This is a genomic window from Mycobacterium colombiense CECT 3035, assembly GCF_002105755.1.
GTDB classification, from domain to species: Bacteria; Actinomycetota; Actinomycetes; order Mycobacteriales; family Mycobacteriaceae; genus Mycobacterium; species Mycobacterium colombiense.
Window position 1 is genome coordinate 3,820,344 of the sequence record NZ_CP020821.1, and the last position, 17,430, is coordinate 3,837,773.

At 68.6% G+C, this 17,430-nt stretch carries 21 protein-coding genes and 3 tRNA genes; 18 read left to right on the plus strand and 6 right to left on the minus strand.

What is annotated here, in order from left to right; genetic code table 11:
- Positions 1-9: 9 nt before the first annotated feature.
- Together B9D87_RS17930 and B9D87_RS17935 are read left to right on the plus strand one after the other, a co-directional pair.
- Positions 10-492: a hypothetical protein gene (locus B9D87_RS17930; RefSeq protein WP_007771968.1), complete on the plus strand. Its 483-nt coding sequence runs from the start codon at positions 10-12 to the stop codon at positions 490-492.
- 10 nt (positions 493-502) lie between these two features.
- Entirely contained in the window at positions 503-1,066 is a 564-nt protein-coding gene (locus B9D87_RS17935) for a GNAT family N-acetyltransferase (RefSeq protein WP_238553452.1), read from the plus strand.
- On the opposite strand, the gene B9D87_RS27730 is transcribed toward B9D87_RS17935, so the two are convergent.
- Positions 1,063-1,191: a hypothetical protein gene (locus B9D87_RS27730; protein WP_007771964.1), complete on the minus strand. Its 129-nt coding sequence runs from the start codon at positions 1,189-1,191 to the stop codon at positions 1,063-1,065. The genes B9D87_RS17935 and B9D87_RS27730 overlap by 4 nt on opposite strands.
- Before the next feature lie 132 nt (positions 1,192-1,323).
- Here B9D87_RS27730 and B9D87_RS26870 point away from each other — a divergent pair, with 132 nt between their 5' ends.
- A complete protein-coding gene (locus B9D87_RS26870) occupies positions 1,324-1,809 on the plus strand; it encodes a hypothetical protein (protein ID WP_148664704.1) in 486 nt (161 codons plus the stop codon).
- Here B9D87_RS26870 and B9D87_RS17940 read toward each other — a convergent pair.
- Together B9D87_RS17940 and B9D87_RS17945 are read right to left on the minus strand one after the other, a co-directional pair.
- Positions 1,775-1,847, minus strand: a tRNA-Arg gene (locus B9D87_RS17940). The two genes, B9D87_RS26870 and B9D87_RS17940, sit on opposite strands and share 35 nt — an antisense overlap.
- A gap of 43 nt (positions 1,848-1,890) precedes the next feature.
- A tRNA-Ser gene (locus B9D87_RS17945) sits at positions 1,891-1,979 on the minus strand.
- Positions 1,980-2,062: 83 nt separating this feature from the next.
- Here B9D87_RS17945 and hisC point away from each other — a divergent pair.
- Positions 2,063-3,130, plus strand: a complete 1,068-nt coding sequence (gene hisC / locus B9D87_RS17950) for a histidinol-phosphate transaminase (protein ID WP_040630583.1) — start codon at positions 2,063-2,065, stop codon at positions 3,128-3,130.
- 10 nt (positions 3,131-3,140) lie between these two features.
- Positions 3,141-3,605, plus strand: a complete 465-nt coding sequence (locus B9D87_RS17955; RefSeq protein WP_007771962.1) for a DUF4334 domain-containing protein — start codon at positions 3,141-3,143, stop codon at positions 3,603-3,605.
- Positions 3,606-3,682: 77 nt separating this feature from the next.
- On the opposite strand, the gene B9D87_RS17960 is transcribed toward B9D87_RS17955, so the two are convergent.
- Entirely contained in the window at positions 3,683-4,267 is a 585-nt protein-coding gene (locus tag B9D87_RS17960) for a TIGR03086 family metal-binding protein (protein WP_174320925.1), read from the minus strand.
- A gap of 23 nt (positions 4,268-4,290) precedes the next feature.
- Between B9D87_RS17960 and B9D87_RS17965 the strand changes: the two genes are divergently transcribed.
- Genes B9D87_RS17965 through B9D87_RS17980 form a run of 4 tightly spaced genes read left to right on the plus strand, consistent with a single transcriptional unit; the run spans position 4,291 to position 7,771 of the window.
- The gene (locus B9D87_RS17965) at positions 4,291-5,115 is read left to right on the plus strand and encodes a crotonase/enoyl-CoA hydratase family protein (protein WP_007771960.1); all 825 of its coding nucleotides are present in this window, start codon (positions 4,291-4,293) and stop codon (positions 5,113-5,115) included.
- A gap of 43 nt (positions 5,116-5,158) precedes the next feature.
- Positions 5,159-6,394: a lipase LipE gene (lipE, locus tag B9D87_RS17970; protein WP_007771959.1), complete on the plus strand. Its 1,236-nt coding sequence runs from the start codon at positions 5,159-5,161 to the stop codon at positions 6,392-6,394.
- Between the two features lie 29 nt (positions 6,395-6,423).
- Complete coding sequence (locus B9D87_RS17975; protein ID WP_007771958.1) at positions 6,424-6,612, plus strand: hypothetical protein; 189 nt, start codon at positions 6,424-6,426, stop codon at positions 6,610-6,612.
- Positions 6,613-6,649: 37 nt separating this feature from the next.
- A complete protein-coding gene (locus B9D87_RS17980; RefSeq protein ID WP_007771956.1) occupies positions 6,650-7,771 on the plus strand; it encodes an Rv2629 family ribosome hibernation factor in 1,122 nt (373 codons plus the stop codon).
- A gap of 3 nt (positions 7,772-7,774) precedes the next feature.
- On the opposite strand, the gene B9D87_RS17985 is transcribed toward B9D87_RS17980, so the two are convergent.
- A tRNA-Ser gene (locus tag B9D87_RS17985) sits at positions 7,775-7,861 on the minus strand.
- A gap of 37 nt (positions 7,862-7,898) precedes the next feature.
- Here B9D87_RS17985 and B9D87_RS17990 point away from each other — a divergent pair.
- Positions 7,899-8,873 (plus strand): NAD(P)H-quinone oxidoreductase, encoded by a 975-nt coding sequence (locus tag B9D87_RS17990; RefSeq protein ID WP_007771953.1) that lies wholly within the window; start codon positions 7,899-7,901, stop codon positions 8,871-8,873.
- Here B9D87_RS17990 and B9D87_RS17995 read toward each other — a convergent pair.
- Entirely contained in the window at positions 8,870-10,066 is a 1,197-nt protein-coding gene (locus B9D87_RS17995; RefSeq protein WP_007771951.1) for a cysteine desulfurase-like protein, read from the minus strand. The two genes, B9D87_RS17990 and B9D87_RS17995, sit on opposite strands and share 4 nt — an antisense overlap.
- A gap of 117 nt (positions 10,067-10,183) precedes the next feature.
- Between B9D87_RS17995 and B9D87_RS18000 the strand changes: the two genes are divergently transcribed.
- The 8 genes from B9D87_RS18000 (at position 10,184) to B9D87_RS18035 (ending at position 17,392) form a co-directional block, all read left to right on the plus strand.
- A complete protein-coding gene (locus B9D87_RS18000; RefSeq protein ID WP_007771949.1) occupies positions 10,184-12,157 on the plus strand; it encodes a DUF6541 family protein in 1,974 nt (657 codons plus the stop codon).
- Positions 12,158-12,235: 78 nt separating this feature from the next.
- Positions 12,236-12,688: a bacterial proteasome activator family protein gene (locus tag B9D87_RS18005; RefSeq protein ID WP_234010035.1), complete on the plus strand. Its 453-nt coding sequence runs from the start codon at positions 12,236-12,238 to the stop codon at positions 12,686-12,688.
- Positions 12,689-12,703: 15 nt separating this feature from the next.
- Entirely contained in the window at positions 12,704-13,552 is an 849-nt protein-coding gene (gene wzt, locus B9D87_RS18010; RefSeq protein ID WP_007771947.1) for a galactan export ABC transporter ATP-binding subunit Wzt/RfbE, read from the plus strand.
- Complete coding sequence (glfT1, locus tag B9D87_RS18015; RefSeq protein ID WP_007771946.1) at positions 13,545-14,528, plus strand: galactofuranosyltransferase GlfT1; 984 nt, start codon at positions 13,545-13,547, stop codon at positions 14,526-14,528. The genes wzt and glfT1 overlap by 8 nt, the downstream gene beginning before the upstream one ends.
- Positions 14,525-15,355: a galactan export ABC transporter permease subunit Wzm/RfbD gene (wzm, locus tag B9D87_RS18020; RefSeq protein WP_007771945.1), complete on the plus strand. Its 831-nt coding sequence runs from the start codon at positions 14,525-14,527 to the stop codon at positions 15,353-15,355. Before glfT1 ends, wzm begins: the two co-directional genes overlap by 4 nt.
- 98 nt (positions 15,356-15,453) lie before the next feature.
- Complete coding sequence (locus tag B9D87_RS18025; RefSeq protein WP_007771944.1) at positions 15,454-16,332, plus strand: TauD/TfdA dioxygenase family protein; 879 nt, start codon at positions 15,454-15,456, stop codon at positions 16,330-16,332.
- A 102-nt stretch (positions 16,333-16,434) separates the two neighbouring features.
- Positions 16,435-16,914, plus strand: a complete 480-nt coding sequence (locus tag B9D87_RS18030) for a GreA/GreB family elongation factor (RefSeq protein ID WP_007771943.1) — start codon at positions 16,435-16,437, stop codon at positions 16,912-16,914.
- Positions 16,915-16,957: 43 nt separating this feature from the next.
- Entirely contained in the window at positions 16,958-17,392 is a 435-nt protein-coding gene (locus tag B9D87_RS18035; RefSeq protein ID WP_007771941.1) for a GtrA family protein, read from the plus strand.
- Positions 17,393-17,430 lie beyond the last annotated feature (38 nt).

A 17,430-nucleotide genomic window follows, 5' to 3' on the forward strand; every position in this document is an offset into this window, starting at 1 on the left:
TCTCCTGTCGTGCCGCCCTATCCCGAGGAACCGGATTTCTACTCCGAGCCCACCGCGGCCGCGCGGTACGGCGGGTATGACGAGCCCGCGCCGCAGCCGCCGCAGCCACCGACGCCGTGGTACCGCCGTCCGGCGGCGCTGGTCTTGGCCGGCGCCATCGGGGTCATCCTGCTGGCCGCGGTGGTGTACGCCGTGGTCAAGCTCACCAGCGGTTCGCCGGCGCCCGCGCCCGCCACGACGACGCCCGTTACGTCCAGCACCGCGCCGGTGACCACCACGGAGCGGGCGCCGCGGCATCACGGGGGCGGCGGTGGCGGCGCACCGACCGAGACGGTGACCGAGACGGCCCCGCCGCCGAGCACGGACACCCCGACGACGACGGAGCCGACGACCACGGTGGCGCCGAGCACCGAAACCAGCACCGTCACGCAGACCGTCACCGAACCGCCCCGGCGGGGGCCGTTCGGCGGACCCTTCCAGCCGCGCCCCTAGCGCGGGCGACGTGCCCGAAAGCGGCGGCCTGGTCCGTGCGGCAACGGCAGCGGATGCGGCCGCGTGCGTGGCCGTTTACCGGCCGTACGTCGAGCACACCGTCGTCAGTTGGGAGACCGACGTCCCGACCGAGAATGAAATGGCCGCGCGGATCGCCGCCGCGCAGGCGAACCACGAATGGCTTGTCCTGCAACGCGATCGCCGGGTGATCGGCTTCGCCTACGGGCATGCGTTGAATCGCCTTGCCACGTACCGGTGGTCGATCGAGACCGGGATCTACCTCGACGCCGGCCACCGCCGCACCGGAGGTGGGCGCGCGCTCTACACGGAGCTGCTGCGCAGGCTCACCGAGCGGGGCTACCGGCAGGCGTTCGCCGGTATCACGCAGCCCAACGAGGCCAGCAACGCCTTCCACCGGTCTTTCGGATTCACCGAAGCGGGCCTGTACCGGCGCGTCGAATGGAAGCACGGCGCCTGGCACGACGTCGCCTGGCTGCAGCTCGACCTGGCCGCTGCCGAGCCGGCGCCCGGCCCGATCAGTGCGCCGGGCCGGGCGCGTGAGTCCGGGGCTTAGCCGCCGGCGCCGCCACCGCCAAAGAAGCCCCCGCCGGCGCCACCACCGACGAAGCCGCCACCGGCGCCGCCACCCAGGAAACCGCCGCCGGCGCCACCACCAATTTGCTCAATGCTGATTGTCATGGGCGGAAGGTATCGACCGAAAACCGCGCCCACAAGAAACTGGGTCTTAACGATTTGAATCATTTTGGGTTGCCGAGACCGGGTGTCGCGACATATCTGGACCGGTCGCGAATCGGTTGGTAGTAGTTGGTGATGCGACCACGGCGCCGGCTGCAGGTCCGCAGGATCCGTGAATGGATGGCGCTGTGCGCCGCGATCGCCTTGATCCCGTGGACCGTCTACTTGGGGTTGACCCTGCCGCAGAGCTACACCGCTCAGCATTGGCAGGTGACGTGGGTCGGATTCGACGTCTTGCTGCTGGTGTTCATGATTGCGACCGCGGCGCTCGGCTTCGCTCAGCACCATCTGCTGTCGCTGTTCGCGTTCACGACGGGCGTTCTGCTGCTGTGCGACGCCTGGTTCGACGTGTTGACCGCCAGACGGGGTGACTTCGCCGTCTCGGTTTTGATCGCGGCGTTTGGGGAGCTGCCGCTTGCAGCGGTGCTCATCCTCGGGCCCCTGCGAATCGCGCGCCTGCAGGTCTTCCCGTCGAGCAGGTCGTGGTGGCCGCTCCAGTCGTCGAGGAAGCGCTCGGCGAAAATTGCGCGCCCGAAGGGATTCGAACCCCTAACCTTCTGATCCGTAGTCAGATGCTCTATCCGTTGAGCTACGGGCGCCTGTTCTTCAGTTGTCGTTCCGTGTTGCCGCTAAAGGATCTAGCGGAGGCGAGAGGATTTGAACCTCCGGTCCCCTTTGAGGGGGACAACTCATTAGCAGTGAGCCCCATTCGGCCGCTCTGGCACGCCTCCCTTGGACTTTCTGAGGGTACCGACCCCTTTCCGGTCTCGCGGAACCGGCCATACTGTACACAGTTGGCACGTAAACTGTCGAAGTGACTGCCCGCCTCCGCAACGAACTGGCCGGACTGCCAGTGTATGTCCCCGGCAAGAACGTCCCGGGCTCCATCAAACTGGCCAGCAACGAGACCGTGTACGGCCCGCTGCCCAGCGTGCATGCGGCCATCGAGCGCGCGGTTGCCGTCGTCAATCGCTACCCGGACAACGCCAGCGTGGACCTCAAGGCCGCGCTGGCGATGCACCTGGGTTCGGGCGTGGCGCCCGAGCACATCGCGGTGGGCAGCGGTTCGGTCACCTTGTGCCAGCAGCTGGTTCAGATCACCGCCGCGGCCGGCGACGAGGTGATGATCGGCTGGCGCAGCTTCGAGTGCTACCTGCCCATCATCCAGGTCTCTGGCGCCGCCACCGTCAAAGTCCCGCTGACCGACCACACGCATGACCTCGACGCGATGCTCGCCGCGATCACCGACCGCACCCGGCTGATCTTCGTGTGCAACCCGAACAACCCCACGTCCACCGTCGTCGACCCGGACGCGCTGACGCGATTCGTCGAGGCCGTGCCGCCGCACGTCCTGATCGCCATCGACGAGGCGTATGGCGAATACATCCGCGACGGCATGCTGCCCAACAGCTTGGAGCTGGCCCTGAGCCACAGCAACGTCGTTGTGCTGCGGACGTTTTCGAAGGCCTACGGGCTGGCGGGGCTGCGCTGCGGTTACGCGGTGGGCCACCCGGACCTGATCACCGCGCTGGACAAGGTCGTCATGCCGTTCGCGGTGACGAACGTCGCGCAGGCGGCCGCCATCGCGTCGCTCGAGGCCTCCGACGAGCTGATGGCCCGCACCGACGCGCTGGTGCTCGAGCGCACCCGCGTCAGCACCGGCCTGCGCGAGGCCGGATTCGAGCTGCCCCCGTCGCAGGCCAACTTCGTCTGGCTGCCGCTGGGCGAGCGCACCATGGACTTCACCGAGCAGGCCGCCGAGGCGCGGCTGGTGGTGCGGCCGTTCGCGGGCGAGGGCGTCCGTGTCACCATTGGTGCGCCGGAGGAGAACGACGCCCTGCTGCGTTTCGCCTGCGACTGGATTGCCCGCACCGAATCGTAAGGAGCCGCCCGTGGAGCTCGCGCGGAAGAAGTTCACCGAGTTCAAGGAGCGCAGCGGCGAGATCGCGGATGCCGAGCTCGACGAATTCTGGGCGGAGCTGGCACCCGCGACGATCGACGGGATGCTCGGCGAGTGGAAGGGCGGCGAGTTTCAGACCGGCCACAAGATGAACGGCCAACTGGAGAAGGCCGGCTGGTACGGCAAGACCTTCAAGTCCGTCCGCGACGTGCAGCCGCTCGTGTGCCTGGACGCCGACGGCAACAAGTTCTCCAACGTGGAGATGGGCAAGGGCGAGGCCAGCCTGTGGCTGGAGGAGTTCCGCGGCGAGGTCACCGCCACCATGGTTTACGACGGCCAGCCCGTGCACGATCACTTCAAGAAGATCGACGACGACGCCGTGATGGGCATCATGAACGGCAAGGGCGTCCGGGACAACGGCAAGTACTACTACTTCTATCTCGAGCGCGAGCAGTAGCTCGTCGCCGAGCGTGAAGCTGGCCGCACACTCGGACGTCTGTGTGCGGCTGGCCGCACACTCGTGAAGCGGCCGAGCTATCCCGCCGGGTTGCGGCCGGTGAACGCGACCAACTGCTCGAGCGCGCCGGCATCGGCCGGCACCTCGACCGGGTCGTCGAATCCGGCCTGACCGCGTAACTCCGGCCTGATGGTCTGGCGCGCGAGCCCCAGCACGTATTCGGACAGCGGTTCGGGCGCGTGGATGTCGTGCCCCACCGCCGCGGCGTAATCCCAAGCGTGGACCAGGAATTCGATCGACAGAATGCCGCACGCGCTCTTCGCGGGCATCTCGCCCTTGCCGAACGGCACCGATCCGTCCAAACCGTGGCGGTGCCAGGCATCCAGCGCGGGCCGAGCCGCGGCGATCACCTGACGCTCCACCGAGTCGCCCTCCTCGCGCGGCGGGATCTGCGCGCCCACCATGCCGCCGAGCGCCGAGATCGAGTTCAGCAGGTGCCCGGTGAGCGCCGACACGTCGAACTGCGCGCAGGGCGTCCGCCGCGACAGGTCGTCCGCGGCGATGGTGTGCAGCACCCGCTGCAGCACCCCCAGGGTGTCCTCGGCGCTGTGCAGCTCGTCGGTGGGCTGGGAATGCGGTCCGGGTCGCAAGTCAGGAGCCATATTCGCCACGCTACGGTCTCGATATGGCACCAGCATACGAATCCGTCACCGTCGAGACCAAAGACCGCGTCGCCCAGGTGACGCTGATCGGACCGGGCAAGGGCAACGCGATGGGCCCGGCCTTCTGGTCGGAGATGCCGGAGCTGTTCGCGGCGCTGGACGCCGACCCCGAGGTGCGGGCCATCGTGCTGACCGGCTCGGGCAAGAACTTCAGCTACGGCCTGGACGTGCCGGCGATGGGCGGCTCGTTCACCCCGCTGCTGTCCGGTGACGCGCTGGCCGGCCCGCGCGCGGTGTTCCACCGCGAGGTCAAGCGCATGCAGGGGGCGATCACCGCGGTCGCCGACTGCCGGACCCCCACCATCGCCGCGGTGCACGGCTGGTGCATCGGCGGCGGCGTCGACCTGATCTCGGCGGTGGACATCCGCTACGCCAGCGCCGACGCCAAGTTCTCGGTGCGTGAGGTCAAGCTCGCCATCGTCGCCGACGTCGGCAGCCTGGCCCGCCTGCCGATGATCCTGAACGACGGGCACCTGCGCGAGCTGGCGCTGACGGGCAAGGACATCGACGCGGCCCGCGCCGAGAAGATCGGCCTGGTCAACGACGTGTACGCCGACGCCGACGCCACCCTGGCCGCGGCGCACGCCACCGCCGCGGAGATCGCCGCCAATCCCCCGCTGACCGTGCACGGCGTCAAGGACGTGCTCGACCAGCAGCGCACCGCCGCGGTGTCGGAGAGCCTGCGGTACGTGGCCGCCTGGAACGCGGCCTTCCTGCCGTCCAAGGACCTGACCGAGGGCATCTCGGCGACGTTCGAGAAGCGCCCGCCGCAGTTCACCGGGGAGTGATCCGGCGCCACGTACCCTCGCTGGGGTGAACCAGCCGCGCTCGATGACTCCCGACGGCAAGATCCGCCTCCCGGCAGACCTGGACTCCGTGACGACGATCGGCGCCGAGGACCACTCCGAGATCGACAGCGCCGCCGTCGACCGGATCTGGCAGGCCGCCCGGCATTGGTATGGGGCCGGCTTCCATCCCGCTATTCAGCTCTGCATCCGCCGGCACGGCCGCGTGGTGCTGAACCGCGCGATCGGGCACGGCTGGGGCAACGCCCCGAGCGATCCGCCCGACGCCGAGAAGGTCGCCGTCACACCGGACACGCCGTTCTGCGTGTACTCGGCGGCCAAGGGCATGGCGGCCACCGTGATCCACATGCTCGTGGAGCGCGGCGTCTTCTCGCTCGACGACCGGGTGTGCGAATACATCCCCACGTTCACCAGTCACGGTAAACACCGGATCACCATCCGGCACGTGATGACGCACAGCGCCGGGCTGCCCTTCCCCACCGGCCCCAGGCCGGACGTCACCCGCGCCGACGACCACGAATACGCGCAGCAGAAGCTGGGCGAGCTGCGGCCCCTGTACCGCCCCGGGCTGATCCACATGTACCACGCGCTGACCTGGGGTCCGCTGGTCCGCGAGATCGTCTACGCGGCCACCGGCAAGGAGATTCGCGAGATCCTGGCCACCGAGATCCTGGATCCGCTCGGCTTCCGCTGGACCAACTTCGGTGTCGCGAAGAAGGACGTGCCGTTGGTGGCTCCCAGCCACGCCACCGGGCGAACGCTGCCTCCGGTGGTCGCCCAGATCTTCCGCAAGGCGATCGGCGGCACCGTGCACGAGATGATCCCGTACACGAACTCCGCGGCGTTTCTGACCACCATCATTCCGTCGTCCAACACGGTGTCTACCGCGCAGGAGATGTCGCGGTTCGCCGAAATATGGCGCCGCGGAGGCGAACTCGACGGCGTGCGGGTGATCAGCCCGGAGACCATGTACGGCGCGGTGACCGAATGCCGAAGGCTGCGACCGGATTTCGCGGTCGGCCTGCAACCCGCCCGCTGGGGCACCGGCTACATCCTCGGCACCAACCGGTGGGGACCGTTCGGGCGCAACGCGCCGCACGCGTTCGGCAACCTGGGCCTGGTGAACATCGCGATCTGGGCCGACCCGGCGCGCGGCATCTCGGCCGGCGTGGTGAGCAGCGGCAAACCCGGGCGGGATCCCGAGGCCCGCCGGTACACCGCCCTGCTGGACACGATCACCGCCGAAATTCCGACCGGTTGACGACGACGGCAGTGGGAACACTGCCCATCATGGCTACCTATCGAGTGCTCGACCCGAAGGGCGAGGTCGTCGCGACCAAAGACATCGAAAGCGCCGACGACGCACACGCGTGGTTCGTCGACAACAAGGCCGACAACAGCGAACTCGGCTGGCGCATGGAAGTCCAGCACGACGGCGAGTGGCACTTCTTCGACGACAGCGAGGGCGATCGAAGCTAGGTGTTTGTCCCCCCGCTCGTGGGGCAACCAACAAAGCATGGACTCGCAACGCTTCCGCAAACTGCTGGACGCACCGGGGCCGTTCGCTTCGGTGTACTTCGACGACTCGCACGACACCCATGACGCCGAGGCTCAGCTCGAGCTGAAATGGCGGGCGGTCAAAGAAGAGCTGGAGCGACAGCACGCCGGCGCCACGGTGATCGGCCAGATCGAGGACGCGATCATGAACCTGCGTCCGCCGATCGGGCGCAGCGGACGCGCCGTAATCGCCGGCGCCGACGGTGTGCTGATCAACGAGCACCTGGCCCGGCCCGCCGCCACCGATGTCGTACGCGTCTCCGAATTGCCTTATCTGGTACCGATTCTCGAGCAGAGCTTCGATCACCCGGACTACGTGCTGGTGGTGGTCGATCACAGCGGTGCCGACATCACCACCCACATCGGTGGGACGCTGCGCGCCGAGACCGTCGACGGCGGCGGCTATCCCGTGCACAAATCCGCCGGCGCGGAGACCGCCGGCTACGGCGACCCCCAGCTGCGCACCGAGGAGGCCGCCCGCAAGAACGTGCGCGCCGTCGCCGACCGCGTCGCCGAGCGGGCCGACGACAAGGCGATCGAGGTGATCTTCGTGGTGGGCGAGGTGCGCTCGCGCTCTGATCTGCTCGCCGCGCTGCCCGAACGTCTGCAGGAACGGGCGGTAGCCCTCGAGATCGGGGCGCGGCACAGCGGTCACGACTTCGCCGAGATCGAACACGCCATCGAGGGCGAGTTCGTCAAGCGCCAGCTGCGCACGATCGACGATGCCGCGCAGCGCTTTACCGCCGAGATCGGTCGGCAGTCGGGGCTGGCGGCCGAGGGACTCGGCGCGGTCTGCTCGGCGCTGCGGCAAGGTGCGGTGGAGACGCTGATCGTCGGCGACATCGGCGACGCGACCGTCGTCGCCGACGAGGGGTTGACGACGATCGCCCCGGACGAGAACGTGCTGTCCGAGCAGGGCGCCGCTCCCGCCAAGACGCTCCGGGCCGACGAGGCGCTGCCGGTGTCGGCGATCTCGGTCGGGGCGGCCCTGGTGCGCACCGACGAGCGGATCTCCCCGGCCGACGGCGTGGGCGCGGTGCTGCGGTACGCGCCGACGCTGCACCAGAGTGTCGACCGATAACAGCGGTGGCGGAGGGATTTGAACCCCCGGACGGTTTTAGCCGTCTCTCGCTTTCAAGGCGAGTGCATTAGGCCGCTCTGCCACGCCACCGCTGATTAGGGTAGCGGGACTCGGTAGCGTGGCCACCATGCGCGCCATCGTCGCCGAATCCGCCGACCAACTCTCCTGGCAGGAAGTGCCGGACGTCGCCGCCGGACCGGGCGAGGTGCTGGTCAAGGTCGCCGCCGCCGGCGTGAACCGCGCCGACCTGCTGCAGGCCGCCGGCAAGTACCCGCCGCCGCCGGGCGCGAGCGAGATCATCGGCATGGAGGTGTCCGGCGTCATCGCCGAGACCGGCTCCGGGGTCACGGATTGGCCTGTCGGACAACAGGTTTGCGCGCTCCTCGCCGGAGGCGGATACGCCGAGTACGTCGCGGTCCCCGCCGGCCAGCTGCTGCCGATCCCCTCGGGTGTCGACCTGGTCGACGCGGCCGGGCTGCCCGAAGTGGCCTGCACCGTGTGGTCCAACCTGGTGCTGACCGCCCACCTGGGCGAAGGGCAGCTGCTGCTGATGCACGGCGGGGCCAGCGGCATCGGCACCCACGCCATCCAGATCGCCCGGGCACTCGGCGCCCGGGTGGCCGTCACCGCCGGGTCGTCCGAAAAGCTGCAGACGTGCCGCGACCTGGGCGCCGAGATCACCATCAACTATCGCGACGACGACTTCGTCGCACGGGTGCAGGAGTTCGGTGGCGCCGACGTGATCTTCGACATCATGGGCGCCTCCTATCTGGACCGCAACATCGACGCCCTGGCCACCGACGGGCAGCTCGTCATCATCGGCATGCAGGGCGGCATCAAGGGCGAGCTCAACGTCGGCAAACTGCTCGCCAAGCGGGCCCGCGTCATCGGGACCACGCTGCGGGCCCGGCCGGTGACCGGACCGAACAGCAAGAGCGAGATCGTGCAGGCCGTGACGACCAAGGTGTGGCCGATGATCGCCGACGGCCGGGTTCGGCCCATCATCGGCGAGCGGATCCCCGTCGAGCAGGCGGGCATCGCCCACCAGAAACTGGCCGCGGGAGAGGTGCACGGCAAGGTCGTGCTGACGGTGGGGGCCTAGCCGAGGGACGCCAGCGCGCGGACCAGCTGGTCGACTTCGGCCGTCGTCGAGTAGTGCGCCAGCCCGACGGTGACCGCGCCGCCGACGTCGTTGACGCCCAACACATCGAGCGCGCGGGAGCTTTCGTGGGTGACGGCCAGAATCCCGTTGTCCGCCAACCGCTGCACCACCCGCTCCGCGGGCACGCCGTTCAACGCGAAGCTGACCACCGGGATCCGCACCTCGGGGCGGCCGATCACCATCACCAACGGCAGCGAACGCAACGACACCATCAGGTAGTCGTAGATCCGGTTCAGGTATGACGTGGCGGATTGCATCGACACTGCCAGGCGCTCGCGGCGGGTGCCGCGGGCGGATTCGTCGAGCGACGCCAGGTACTCGATGCTGGCGACCACCCCGGCCAGCAGACCGAACTGGTGCGCGCCGATCTCGAGGCGCGCCGGCCCGACGGCCTTGGGGTCCGGCGAGATGGAACTGAACGAGTTGAGCAGCGCCGGGTCGCGGAACACGATCGCCCCGATCGGCGGGCCGCCCCACGCCGCGGCGTTCACCGCCACCACGTCGGCGTCGGTTTCCTTCACGTCGAGCAGCCGGTAGGGCGCCGCGGCGGAATGGTCGACGACCGCCAGGCCGCCGACGTCGTGCACCAGCTTGGTCATCGCCCGCAGGTCGGTGACCGTGCCTAGCGTCCCTGAGGCCGAGGCGACGGCGACCAGCCTGGTCGACTTGCCGATCAGGCCCTCCCACTGCCACGTCGGGAGCTCGCCGGTCTCGATGTCGATCTCGGCCCACTTGACCTTGGCGCCGTACCGGTGCGCCGCGCGCAGCCACGGGGCGATGTTGGCCTCGTCGTCCAGGCGGCTGACGATGACCTCGTAGCCCAGGCCGGCCCGCGACGACGACGCCTCGGCCAGCGCCGACAGCAGGATCGCCCGGTCGGCGCCCAGCACGACCCCCGCGGGTTCGACGTTGAACAGGTCGGCCACCGCGGCCCGCGCCGCCTCCAGAACCGCGGCGCTGCGCTGCGCGGAGGGGTGCGCGCCCACGGTGGTGGGACCGGACCTGCGGAAGGCCGTCGACACCGTGGTCGCGACGGAATCGGGGACCAGCATCCCGCTCGGGGCGTCGAAGTGTACCCACCCGTCACCCAGCGAAGGATGCAGTCCGCGCACCCGGGCGACGTCGTAAGCCATGTGGGCCACCTTAGAGCTTCCGCTTTTTGCGAAACTGTGACGGTAGCGGGTGCCACACACGTTCCGGCCAGTTGGTGGCTTCCCGAGCCAGGGCACCCGGGCAGCCATACTAGTCGAGTGGGGCTCTGGTTCGGAACGCTCATTGCATTGTTTTTGCTGATAGCGCCCGGGGCGATCATCGCACGCATCAGTCAGTTGTCTTGGCCGGTGGCTGTCGCGGTCGGCCCGGCGCTGACCTACGGTGTGGTCGCGCTCGCCATTATTCCGTTCGGTGCCATCGGAATTCCGTGGAACGGCTGGACGGCGCTGGCGACGCTGGCCGTGGTGTGCGTGCTGATGATCGGGCTACAGCTGCTGCTCGCCCGCTACCGCGACCGCGACGCCGAAGCCCGCTCGGTCAGCCGGTGGCCCGCCATCACGGTGGGGGCGGGCGTGCTGCTGGGCGCGCTGCTGATCATGTGGGCCGCCTACCGTGGCCTGGCCGCCCACTGGCAGACCATCCCGAGCACCTGGGACGCGGTCTGGCACGCCAACGAGGTGCGGTTCATCCTGGACACCGGCCAGGCGTCCTCGACGCACATGGGCGAACTGCGCAACGTCGAGACCCACAAGACGCTGTACTACCCGTCGGTGTTCCACGCCCTGACCGCCGTGTTCTGCCAGCTGACCGGGGCGGCGCCCACCACCGGCTACACCCTGAGTTCGGTCGCCGCGTCGGTCTGGCTGTTCCCCGCCAGCGCCGCGATGCTCACCTGGCATCTGCTGCGGCCGCGCACCACCGAGTGGCGCTGCGCCGGTGCCGCGGCCACCGCGGGGGCGTTGTCGGCGTCGTTCACCGCGCTCCCCTACGTCGAGTTCGGCGTCGCCGCGATGCCCAACCTGACGGCCTACGGGGTCGCGGTCCCGGCGTTCGTCCTGATCGCCTCCACGCTGCGGCACCGCGACCGCATCCCGACGGCGGTGCTGGCCTGGGTGGGCGTCATGTCGGTGCACATCACCGGCGGGGTGATCGTGCTGTTGTTCCTGGTGGCCTGGTGGCTCATCGACGTGGTGTGGCACCCGGTGCGCGGCAGGCTGGCCGATTTCCTGGCCCTCTTCTGCGTCGCGGCGCTGTCCGGATTGATCCTGCTTCCCCAGTTCATCAGCGTGCAGGGGCAGGAAGACATCATTGCCGGGCACTCCTTTCTGACCCACCTCAGCAAGAAGCGGGGACTGTTCGACGCCGTCTTCCAGCACTCCCGCCACCTCAACGACTTCCCGTACCAGTACGGGCTCATGGCGCTCGCGATCCTCGGCGGACTGCTTTTCGCCTACAAGAAAATCTGGTGGCCGCTGGCGCTCTGGCTGTTGCTCGTGGTGGTCGAGGTCGACGCGGGAACGCCGCTGGGCGGTCCGGTCGGTGCGGTGGCCGGGATGTTCGGCGAGTTCTTCTACAAAGATCCCCGCCGGATCTCGGGCGCCATCACCCTGCTGCTCGAGCCGATGGCCGGCGTCGCACTGTTCGCGATCGTGGTGGGCCTCGTGGCCGGCGCCAAACGGGTCACCGGCCGATTCACACCGCTGCCCGCGCGGTTCTGGGTCTCGGCCACCGCGGTGCTGCTGGTGGCCACCACCGTCCTCACGGCGCGCCACTACTTCTATCGGCACCTGGTGTTGCTCGGCGACAAGTACGACTCGGTGATGATCGACCAGCGCGACCTGATGGCCATGGCCTACCTGGCCAGCCTGCCCGGCGCGCACCAGACGCTGATCGGCAACGCCAACACCGACGGCACCGCGTGGATGTATGCCGTCGCCGACCTGCATCCGCTGTGGACTCACTACGACTACCCGCAGCAGATGGGTCCGGGTCCCAACCGATACATCTTCTGGACCTCGGCCCGCAAAGGCGATTCCGATCCGCGGGTCGTCGAGGCGATCAAAGCGCTCAATATCCGGTACATCTACACCAGCACGCCGACTGTCCGGGGGTTCGCCGTACCCGAAGGACTAGTGTCACTGGATAAGTCGAAGTCGTGGGCGTTGATCTACGACAACGGCGGTGCCCGAATTTATGAATGGCGCGGAAACGGCACGACGCCACACTCATAGTCCACAGAGGATGGTGAAGGATTGAGTACCCGCAACGATGACGAGGACGTCGAGATCATCGGCGGCGTCGACCCGCGGATGATGGCGCTCTCCGACGACGACGCCGACGAGCGTTCGCTGACCGACCTGGTCGAGCAGCCGGCGAAGGTAATGCGCATCGGGACCATGATCAAGCAGCTGCTCGAGGAGGTGCGCGCCGCACCGCTGGACGACGCCAGCCGCAACCGGCTGCGCGAAATCCACGCGACCAGCATCCGGGAGCTGGAAGAGGGCCTGGCGCCGGAATTGCGTGAGGAGCTCGACCGGCTCACCCTGCCCTTCAACGAAGACGCCGCGCCGTCCGACGCCGAATTGCGCATCGCCCAGGCGCAGTTGGTCGGCTGGCTGGAGGGGCTGTTCCACGGCATCCAGACCGCGCTGTTCGCCCAGCAGATGGCCGCCCGCGCTCAGCTGGAGAAGATGCGCCAGGGCGCGCTTCCCCCGGGCATCGGTAAGCCGGGCGGGGCGCCCGGGCACGGTCAGTACCTGTAAGCAGACGCAGCACCAATGGCGCCGGATTCCCGTCCTCACATCGAGACGCACAACGCGTGGGTGGAGTTTCCCATCTTCGACGCCAAGTCGCGCTCGCTGAAGAAGGCCTTCTTGGGCAAGGCCGGCGGCACGATCGGCCGCAACAGCTCCAACGTGGTGGTGGTCGAAGCGTTGCGCGACATCACCATGTCCCTCGAACTTGGCGACCGGGTCGGTCTGGTCGGCCACAACGGCGCGGGCAAATCGACTCTGCTGCGCCTGCTTTCGGGCATCTACGAACCCACCCGGGGCTGGGCGACGGTCACCGGCCGGGTGGCGCCGGTGTTCGATCTCGGCGTCGGCATGGACCCCGAGATCTCCGGCTACGAGAACATCATCATTCGCGGCCTGTTTTTGGGCCAGACGCGAAAGCAGATGCAGTCCAAGGTCGACGAGATCGCGGAGTTCACCGAGCTGGGCGACTACCTGTCGATGCCGTTGCGCACCTACTCCACCGGCATGCGGGTGCGGCTGGCGATGGGCGTGGTCACCAGCATCGACCCCGAGATCCTCCTGCTCGACGAGGGCCTCGGCGCGGTGGACGCCGACTTCCTGAAGAAGGCGCAGTCGCGGTTGCAGAGCCTGGTGGAGCGCTCCGGAATCCTGGTGTTCGCCAGCCATTCCAACGAATTCCTGGCCCGGTTGTGCAAGACGGCGATGTGGATCGACCACGGCGTCATCCGCATGTCCGGCGGCATCGAAGACGTGGTGCGCGCCTACGAAGGGGAGGACGCGGCGCGGCACGTCCGCGAGGTGCTGGAAGAGGACCAGCAATCGAATCGCGTCGAAACACCCCTGGCCCAAAGAGCATCCGGGGATGAGTGAGACCGTCGTCGCCGTCGTCGTCACCCACCGGCGCCCCGACGAGCTGGCCAAGTCGCTGGACGTGCTGAGCGCGCAGACCCGGCAGCCCGATCACCTGATCGTGGTCGACAATGACTTCTCCGACGCAGGGCCGGGCTCCGGCCGGGTCCGCGATCTTGTTGCCGGCCAACCGATCCCGACCACCTACCTGGGATCACGCCGAAACCTCGGCGGTGCGGGCGGTTTCGCGCTGGGCATGCTGCACGCGCTGGCCCGGGGCGCCGACTGGGTGTGGCTGGCCGACGACGACGGCCGCCCCCAGGACTCGAACGTGCTGGCCACCCTGCTTTCCTGTGCGGACAGGCACGGCCTGGCCGAGGTATCGCCGATGGTCTGCAACTCCGACGACCCGGAGCGGCTGGCGTTCCCGCTGCGGCGCGGCCTGGTATGGCGCAGGCGCGCAAGCGAATTGCGCACCGAGTCGGGCCAGGACCTGCTGCCCGGGATTGCGTCGCTGTTCAACGGCGCCCTATTCCGGGCGACCACCCTGGACGCGGTGGGCGTGCCGGATCTGCGGCTGTTCATCCGCGGCGACGAGGTCGAGATGCACCGCAGGCTGGTTCGCTCCGGCCTGCCGTTCGGGACCTGCCTGGACACGATCTACCTGCACCCCTGCGGATCCGACGAATTCCGCCCGATTCTGGGCGGCCGCATGCACACCCAGTACCCCGACAACGACGCCAAGCGGTTCTACACCTACCGCAACCGCGGCTACCTGCTGTCACAGCCTGGCCTGCGCAAGCTGCTGGTGCAGGAGTGGGTGCGGTTCGGCTGGTTCTTCCTGGTGACCCGTCGCGACCCGCGCGGCCTGCTGGAGTGGATCCGGTTGCGGCGCTTGGGGCGTCGCGAGCAGTTCGGCAAGCCTCGTGGCGATCGCGAGCGCGGCGTAGCCGGGCGAAGCGGGTCGCCACCATCTACACCGGGAGGTTCCCGATGACGTTCCTCGACGCGGCGGCACAGTCGCGGACCTTCACCCGCGCCCGCGGCGACCTCGTCGCCGGCTTCCGCCGGCACGAGCTCTGGCTGCACCTGGGCTGGCAGGACATCAAGCAGCGCTACCGCCGCTCGGTGCTGGGCCCGTTCTGGATCACCATCGCGACCGGCACCACCGCCGTGGCGATGGGCGGCTTGTACTCCAAGCTGTTTCATCTCGAGCTGTCGGTGCATCTGCCGTATGTGACGCTGGGGCTGATCATCTGGAACCTGATCAACGCCGCCATTCTGGAGGGCGCCGACGTCTTCGTCGCCAACGAGGGACTGATCAAGCAGCTGCCGACGCCGCTGAGCGTGCACGTCTACCGGCTGGTGTGGCGCCAGATGATCCTGTTCGCGCACAACATCGTCATCTACGTCGTCATCGCGATGATCTTCCCCAAACCCTGGTCGTGGGCCGATCTTTCGGTGATCCCGGCACTGGCGCTGATCGTGCTGAACTGCATCTGGGTGTCGCTGTGTTTCGGCATCCTGGCGACCCGCTATCGCGACATCGGCCCGTTGCTGTTCTCGGTCGTGCAGTTGCTGTTCTTCATGACACCGATCATCTGGAACGACGACACGCTGCGGCAGCAGGGCGCCGGACGATGGTCGAAGATCGTCGAACTCAACCCGCTGCTGCACTATCTCGACATCGTTCGCGCCCCGCTGCTCGGGTCGCATCAGGAGCTGCGGCACTGGGCCGTGGTGCTGGTGTTGACGGCGGTCGGCTGGATCCTGGCCGCCTTCGCGATGCGCCAGTACCGCGCCCGGGTGCCCTACTGGGTGTAGCCCGGCGGGCGTTCGCGCGAGGCCCCGCGCCGGCTTGGTTGCCGGTGACCCCGTTTTGGGTGGACAGTCGTGCTCAGACGAACGATGGAGGGCGCGCGATGGACGTCGTGCCGTTGGGCCCGGGCTTCGCCGCGGAATTGCGCGGGGTGACCCTCCAGGAGGTCGCGGCGACCGACGCCGCGTACGCGGCGGTGCGCGCGGCGTTCGAGGAGCATTCGGTGCTGGTCTTTCGCGACCAGGACGTCACCGATGAAGCACAACTTGCCTTCACGCGCCGGTTCGGCCCGCTCGAGGTCACCAAGGCGGGGTCGGTGGGCGCCGGCAGCAACCTGGTGGTCCTCAAGACGCTCGACGAGGAGGGCAACGTGGTGCCCGAAGATCACCGGCTCGCGCTCGAAAACAAGGCGAACCAGCTGTGGCACACCGACAGTTCGTTCAAGCGGGTGCCGGCGCTCGCGTCGGTGCTGTCGTCGCGCATCGTTCCGGCACAGGGCGGCGAGACCGAGTACGTCTCCACCCGGCTTGCGTTCGAGCGCCTCGACCCGGCCCTGCAACGACGGTTGGAGAACTCCTTCGCCTGGCACGAATACGCCTTCTCGCGCGCCAAGATCGCGCCCGACCTCGTCGGCCCGGCCGAGCGGGCGGCGCTGCCGCCGCAATGCTGGCGCCTGGTGTGGAAGAACCCGGTCAATGGCCGCAAGGCGCTGTACATGGCCTCGCACACGTTCGCGATCGAGGGCATGGAGCGGACGGCGGCGCAGGGGCTGCTGGCCGAGCTGACCCGGGCGGCGACCGCCCCCGCAGCGAGCTACCTGCACTCGTGGCGCAGGGGCGACGTGGTGATGTGGGACAACCGCGCGATCATGCACCGCGGCCGGCCGTGGCCAGCGCGAGAGCCGCGCCACATGGTGCGAAGCACCATCGCCGCCACGGCCGCGGACGGGCTGGACGCGATGCGTGCGCCGACGCGCGCGTGACAGATCACTCCGCGGCCACGCGGACCCCGATGGTGGCGGGGTGCCTCGTCGTGGTGTCACACTGGAACGCCATCTGCGCAACTGGGCGAAAGGTCCACCGACGTGAGCAAAAAGGTCCCATCAGCAGCGGACGCCGCCCGGAACAACCTCGAAGCGGAGCTGGACCGGCTACGGCAGCGGCGTGAGCGGCTCGAGGCCGAGGTCAAGAACGACCGCGGCATGGTGGGCGATCACGGTGACGCGGCCGAGGCGATCCAGCGCGCCGAGGAACTGGTGGTGCTCACCGACCGGATCAGCGAACTGGACCGGCGCCTGCGGACCGGGCCGTCGGACGCCGACGCGGCGGAGACGCTGCCCGGCGGCACCGAGGTGACGCTGCGGTTCGCCGACGGTGAAGTCGTCACGATGCACGTGATCTCCATCGTCGAGGAGACCCCCGTCGGCCGGGAGGCCGAGACGCTGACCGCGCGCAGCCCCCTGGCCCAGGCGCTGGCGGGGCGCAAACCCGGCGACACGGTGACCTATTCGACCCCGCAGGGCGAGAACCAGGTCGAGCTGATCTCGGTCAAGCTGCCCCGCTAGCGCATGCCCGGGCGGCGCCCGCGCGCCCATTAGACTCCCCTCGATGGTTGCCCCGCTGCCCGATTCCGCGTCGAAGGACGTGCGCCCGCACCTGAGTCTGACGACGCAGGTGACCCGGTTCGTCGTCACCGGCGGCCTGGCGGGCATCGTGGACTTCGGGCTCTACCTGCTGCTGTGGAAGGTCATCGGCGTCCAGGTCGACCTGTCCAAGGCCACCAGCTTCATCGTCGGCACCGTCACGGCCTACCTGATCAACCGCCGCTGGACCTTCCAGGCGTCTCCCAGTACCGCCCGGTTCGTCGCGGTCATGGTCCTCTACGCCATCACGTTCGCCGTGCAGGTCGGGCTCAACCACGTGTGCCTGGCGCTGCTGCACTACCGTGGCTGGGCGCCGCTCGTCGCGTTCGTGATCGCGCAGGGCACCGCGACGGTGATCAACTTCGTCGTGCAGCGGGCCGTAATCTTCCGCATCCGCTGAGCCGCCATCGGCCCAGCCTGGATTGCCCGCCTCCTCAG